Source organism: Thermoplasmata archaeon, from assembly GCA_035632695.1.
Classification (GTDB): Archaea; Thermoplasmatota; Thermoplasmata; order RBG-16-68-12; family RBG-16-68-12; genus RBG-16-68-12.
Window position 1 is genome coordinate 1 of the sequence record DASQGG010000119.1, and the last position, 4,643, is coordinate 4,643.

General features: G+C 68.6%; 5 protein-coding genes. 2 read left to right on the forward strand and 3 right to left on the reverse strand.

The window, feature by feature from the left end; translation table 11 throughout:
* Positions 1-425: winged helix-turn-helix domain-containing protein (locus VEY12_08030; protein ID HYM40073.1), on the forward strand; the 425-nt coding region annotated here is incomplete at its 5' end.
* On the opposite strand, the gene VEY12_08035 is transcribed toward VEY12_08030, so the two are convergent.
* Entirely contained in the window at positions 370-1,428 is a 1,059-nt protein-coding gene (locus VEY12_08035; protein HYM40074.1) for an SIS domain-containing protein, read from the reverse strand. The genes VEY12_08030 and VEY12_08035 overlap by 56 nt on opposite strands.
* Positions 1,429-1,471: 43 nt before the next feature.
* Positions 1,472-2,548 (reverse strand): prenyltransferase, encoded by a 1,077-nt coding sequence (locus VEY12_08040; GenBank protein HYM40075.1) that lies wholly within the window; start codon positions 2,546-2,548, stop codon positions 1,472-1,474.
* Positions 2,549-2,662: 114 nt separating this feature from the next.
* Between VEY12_08040 and VEY12_08045 the strand changes: the two genes are divergently transcribed.
* Positions 2,663-3,553 (forward strand): prenyltransferase, encoded by an 891-nt coding sequence (locus tag VEY12_08045; GenBank protein ID HYM40076.1) that lies wholly within the window; start codon positions 2,663-2,665, stop codon positions 3,551-3,553.
* A 57-nt stretch (positions 3,554-3,610) separates the two neighbouring features.
* Here the strand turns inward: VEY12_08045 and VEY12_08050 are convergent, their stop codons facing one another.
* On the reverse strand, positions 3,611-4,531 hold the full coding sequence (locus VEY12_08050) for a prenyltransferase (GenBank protein HYM40077.1): 921 nt from the start codon (positions 4,529-4,531) through the stop codon (positions 3,611-3,613).
* Positions 4,532-4,643 lie beyond the last annotated feature (112 nt).

Below are 4,643 nucleotides of genomic sequence, written 5' to 3' on the forward strand. Positions count from 1 at the left end.
CCGCTCGGCCTCGGCTCATCGCAGAAGAGCTGCTCTTGTACGACAAGGACGGGCAGTCCCTCCTCGATGACCACGCGCTCCGGATTCTGATCGCGCTTCACCAGGAGACGCTCACGGCCCAGGAAATCTCCCAGCGCTACAAGATCCCCATCGCACCCTGCTACCGTCGGATCCGGCGGCTCGTCTCGTTGGGTCTGATTTCGGAGGCGGGCTACGTCACCGAGGGCCGCCGACGTCCGGCTCACCTGTACAAGTCTGAGGTGGACCGTTTCACGATCACGTACGGCAGCGGGGAGATGACCCTGCACCTCATGCTCCGGAGCGGGGTCGCCGCAACCGCGGTCGTCCACCTCCGCGAGGACGTCGCGGCTACCCAAACAATGGCGCCAAGCCCGGGCGGTATCGGGGAACGTCCGACCTCATGATGTCCGGGTTGGTCTTCCTCGCCAGAGCAACGTAGTATGCCACGAATTGCAGCGGCACGATGGAGACGATCGGGCGGAGGAGCCGAGCCACGGCCGGGATGGGCACGTCCACATCCGGCGCTTCGCCCATCGTGCTGACCGAGGCTCCGGTGCGGGCAATCCCCCGGAGGATCTCCGCCTCGCGGTCGGCGTCGTCGTTCGACCGGATGGCGATCACGGACTCGCGCCGATCCAGGGAGAGGAATGGGCCGTGCTGGAACTGCTCGATGTGGTATCCGCTCGCCGGGAAGCTGCACGTCTCCCTGATCTTGAGCGCAGCCTCGAGGGCGGTGACCTCGTCCAGACCGCTTCCTAGGAACGTGACCCGGCCCGATTTCCCGACTCGGGCGGACAGCCGCCGCACGCGCGGTTCGCAGGCCAGCGCGCCTCGGAGCATGGCCGGGACGGTCCCCAGCCCGGAGGGGAAGAGCTCCTCGGGCCGCGAGGCGACCGCCTCCGCGAGGCGCGCGAACGCGGTAAGCTGGGTTGTATAGCTCATCGTATTCGCCCACGAATGATCGTGCACGGAGCCGAGAGCGAGCACTTCGTCCGCGATGTCGTTCATGCGCGACTCCGGCAGGCCGCAGAGTCCGCGGGTCGCGGCACCCGAGCGCCGTGCGAGCGCGAGCGCGTCGTTCGTGGTCGAGGTCGAGCCGCTGTGGCTCACGCCGAGGACCGTGCAGTCCCGCGGAAAAGTGAATCCGTGGAGGACGTCGTAGGCATGGACCGCGCGGACGATCGCCGTATCTCCGAGCCCCTCCTGGAGAAGGCGAGCCCCGATCAACGCGGCATGGAAGGAGGTCCCGCACCCCGTGACCACGAGGTTCCTCGCGCGGCCCAGGAAGGCGCGGGCGTCGAGTTCCCGCAGACGGTCCAGCGTCTCCTGGGCGTAGGCGGGTTGGGCGCGGATCATGTCGTGCATGTGGAACGGATGGCGCTTCCTCGGGTTCGGGAACTCGACCATGCGCGGAGGATGACCGTTGGCGTCTTAAACGTCGCCGCGGGAATCACAGGTGGAGGAGGAGTCCCGGTACGCCGAACGCTTGGAGAGCCACGGTCACGAGGAGTGCGAGCATGAAGAGTCCGCCGTAGTCCCGGTTCAGGAGGAACGCGAAGCCGACGAACCAAAGCGGCCACGACTCCTTCGGGTAGCCCTCCGGTGGCCCGGTCGGCTTCGGGGAGCGGAACGCCTTGATGGCCATCCTCGCCCTCGGGAGGCTCAGGAACACGAGCAGGACGAGCCAGGGGAGCCAGCCGACCAGCGCGAGGGGGACGACCAGGGCGTACATGAGGACGAAGATCCCGATCGACGCGGCGCGCGCCCTCCGCTCGCCGAGGAGCACGGGAACCGTGTGGATGCCCTTCTTCGTGTCGTCCTCGATCTTGTCGATGTGCTTTCCGAAGAGCACACCCGTGGTGCCCAGCGCGTACGGGAAGGAGGCGAGGATTACGGGAAGCGTGAGGGTTCCGGTGATGCAGTAGTACGCGCCTCCTACCATGAGGGGACCCCACGTCAGGAAGACCGCGGGCTCCCCGAGTCCGAGGTACTTCAGGGGAAACGGCTTGCCCGCGTACGTCATCATGACGAACCCGCCCAGGAGGGCGAACACGAGGACCCACGGCCCCCGGACCCACGCCAGGTACAGACCGATCGCGACGGGGACGAGCGTCGTGCCCACGGCCCAGGTAAGCAACTGCCTCTCTGTGAACAGCCCCGCGACGAGCGGGTGCGGGCCGTATTGTGCCCGGAAGTAGTTGTCCGTGTCCACGCCCTGCTTGTAGTCCCAGTAGTCGTTGAACAGGTTGCTCGCTCCGTGCGCGACGACCAGGCCCACGGCCACGAGGGCGTAGAGACCCCAGTTGAACTGGCCCGCCAGGGCCGCCAGGAGGCCGCCTAGGGTGGCCGAAAGGAACGTCATCACGAGGACCGCACCCCGTGTGGCGATGAGCCAGCGCGCGAAGGGATCGAGCCGGTTGAACGCGTCCTTCTCGATGCGCGGGATGACCCGGAGTGCGGCGACCCACATCCGCGGATTCACGGTCATGGCCGACCCGTCCGTCGCGGCGATACGACGCGGGCCCATGAAGTTCTAGGGCCACGGGGAGGGATAGCGCCGCCCGATGGGCAGGAACCCGGCATGCGGCCCTCGCGCGGACATCGGAACCCTTTTGCCCCGGGACCCTGCTGAGGCGAGCCCGTGCGCGTGCTCCCGTGGATCCGCGCCTCCCAGGCGATCCTGTTCGAGGCCGCGGTCGTTCCCGCGGTCGTGGGATCGGCCGCGGCCGTGGCGGCGGGCAGCCCCTTCCGGCCGGCGTACCTCGTCCTCATCCTGGTTTCCCTGATCTCCATCCAGGCCGGCGCGAACCTACTCAAGGGCTACTACGAGGCGCAGGACCGGGCCGTGCCCCCGTCGTCCCACGGCTCCTGGTTGGCGTTCGACAGCGGCGCGGCGGTGGGCCTCGCGAAGGATCCCCGGACCGTGCTCCGAGTGGCCTGGGCCTGCATGGCGTTCGGGGTTGTCGCAGGGCTCGTGCTCGTCGCGATGACCGGCAGCCTCCTTCTCCTGGTGTTCGGTCTCGCGGGGTTCCTGCTCGCCTGGAGCTACAGCGCCCCTCCGCTCAAGCTCAGCTATCGCGGGATCGGCGAGGTGTCCACGTTCCTCGCCTTCGGACCCATCATGACCGTGGGGGCCACCGTGGCGTTCGGCGTGCAGGGGCTCGTCGAGAGCTTTCTCGCCTCCCTGATCCTGGGCTTCCTCGCCGCGGCCATCTCCTTCTCCCGGTACTTCCCGAACGAGGTGGAGGACCGCGCGAAGGGCAAGGGGACGCCGGTGACCCTGCTGGGGTTCCAGCGAGCGACCTCGATCCTCGTGGCTCTCTGGTGGTCCCCCGCCTGCCTCGCGCTCCTCTGGTACTCCCAGGATCCTCGGTTCGTGCTCGCCCTGGGTCCCGTCCCCATCCTCCTCGCGGCTTCCGCACTCATGCCGTGGGGAACGGCCCGCACCCGGCCGTTCACGTGGTCGATCGGCCTGACGGTCCTGGCGCATCTCGTTGCGGGGGCCGGCTTGGCGGCGGCGCTCCTTTCCTAGATCCGGGCAGAGTGCGGACAGCGGGAGGGCCGACGGTCCGCGGGGCACCGACCAAAGTCAGAGCCACGGCAGGAGCGCATAGGCCGCCGTGAGGCCGATGCCCAGCAAGAGGACGGCCTGGATCGTCCCGGCGTTCGCAGGCATGTGCCGAGGATACTCGCGGTAGTACGCCCGGAGAACCCGGACGGACCTCAGGAGGGGCGGGACCGCGAGGAGCCCCAGGAGGGCCAGCCAAGGCATGCCGCCCGTTGCGACGAACGCGACGAGGAGCACGACCGCGGCGGTGATCAGGGCCACGTACACCTGGTAGGAGCGCTCCAGGCCGAGCCGAGCGGGGATCGTTCGCTTCCCGCCCCGCGGGTCCGTCTCGTGCTCGGGCATCTCGTTGACGAAGAGGAATGCCGCGACGAGGATGCCCAGGGGGAGCGACGCGAGGAGCGCTTCCAGGGACAAGGAACCCGTCTGGACCGCGAAGGCGCCGAGGGTCACGATGGGGCCGAACACGAGGCCGACCGCGACGTCGCCGAGGCCGTGATACTGGAGGGAAAACGGGGGAAGGGTGTAGAACGCGCCCAGGGCACCCCCGAGGAGTCCGAGGACGAGCAGGATCCAGCCGTTCGGCCGGGTCCCCGCCAGGAGCAGGCCCACGGCGCCTCCCACGGCGTACAGTGCGATCCACGCGCGCCGGTGCGCGTGCACCGTGAGCTGGCCGTCCGGGAGAACGCGCGCTCCCCCCGTGAACGGACTGACGAGATGGGGCGGAAGGTCGTCAACGCCATGGAGGAAGTCGACCGTGTCGTTGCTCATGTTCGTGGCGGCCTGGAGGGCGACTACGCCGAGGAGGGTCAGCAGGAACGTGGGAGCGTCGAAGACTCCGCGGCGGGCGTACGCGATCGCGGTCCCCAGGAACACGCCCACGGCGGAGGCGACGAACGAATGGGGCTGGGTCGCCTTGACCCAGGTTCGTAGGGAGGCCATCCGACTAATCCCACGCCGTCTGTTCCTTCCGGAGGACCCGGACCTCGAGGAGCGTGAGAGGGTCCGGCGCGGGGTTGATCACGGTATGAGTCTCGCCGCGGATCATCCGCAC